Origin of the sequence: Testudinibacter crocodili (genome assembly GCF_006228025.1) — a bacterium.
GTDB lineage: Bacteria > Pseudomonadota > Gammaproteobacteria > Enterobacterales > Pasteurellaceae > Chelonobacter.
Window position 1 is genome coordinate 1 of sequence record NZ_VDHF01000139.1, and the last position, 1,147, is coordinate 1,147.

At 59.7% G+C, this 1,147-nt stretch carries 1 protein-coding gene; it reads left to right on the top strand.

Annotated elements, in window-relative coordinates; genetic code table 11:
- On the top strand, nt 1-1,147 hold a 1,147-nt coding region (locus FHQ23_RS12455; RefSeq protein WP_267963711.1), incomplete at both ends, for an Ig-like domain-containing protein.

Consider the following 1,147-nt stretch of genomic DNA (forward strand, 5'->3'; position numbering starts at 1 on the left):
ATCGACACCGATGGTGACGGCAAAGCGGATGTGACCACTAAAGCGGATGCAAACGGCGACTATACGCTGGAAGTCACCCCGGCGTTGGAAGACGGCAAACAATACCCGGTAACCGCCACCGATTCAACCGGCAACACCAGTGATCCGACCAACGTCACCGGTGATACCACAGCGCCTGCCGCCCCGACAGTCACAGACGTGACTAATACCGACAGCAATGGTGACGGCACACCGGATAGCACCACCATCAAAGGGAAAGCCGAGCCGGGTTCAACAGTCGGCATCGACACCAATGGTGACGGCAAAGCGGATGTGACGACTAAAGCGGATGCAAACGGCGACTATACGCTGGAGGTAACCCCGGCGCTAGAAGACGGCAAACAATACCCGGTAACCGCCACCGATCCAACCGGCAACACCAGTGATCCGACCAACGTCACTGGTGATACCACAGCACCTGCCGCCCCGACGGTTACTGAGGTGACTAACACCGACAGCAATGGTGACGGCACACCGGACAGCACCACCATCAAAGGGAAAGCCGAGCCGGGTTCAACAGTCGGCATCGACACCGATGGTGACGGCAAAGCGGATGTGACCACTAAAGCGGATGCAAACGGCGACTATACGCTGGAGGTCACCCCGGCGCTGGAAGACGGCAAGCAATACCCGGTAACCGCCACCGATCCAACCGGCAACACCAGTGATCCGACCAACGTCACCGGTGATACCACAGCGCCTGCCGCCCCGACAGTCACAGACGTGACTAACACCGACAGCAATGGTGACGGCACACCGGATAGCACCACCATCAAAGGGAAAGCCGAGCCGGGCGCCACCGTGGGCATCGACACCGATGGTGACGGCAAAGCGGATGTGACCACTAAAGCGGATGCAAACGGCGACTATACGCTGGAAGTCACCCCGGCGCTGGAAGACGGCAAACAATACCCGGTAACTGCCACCGATCCAACCGGCAACACCAGTGATCCGACCAACGTCACCGGTGATACCACAGCGCCTGCCGCCCCGACAGTCACAGACGTGACTAACACCGACAGCAATGGTGACGGCACACCGGATAGCACCACCATCAAAGGGAAAGCCGAGCCGGGCGCCACCGTGGGAATCGACACCGATGGTGACG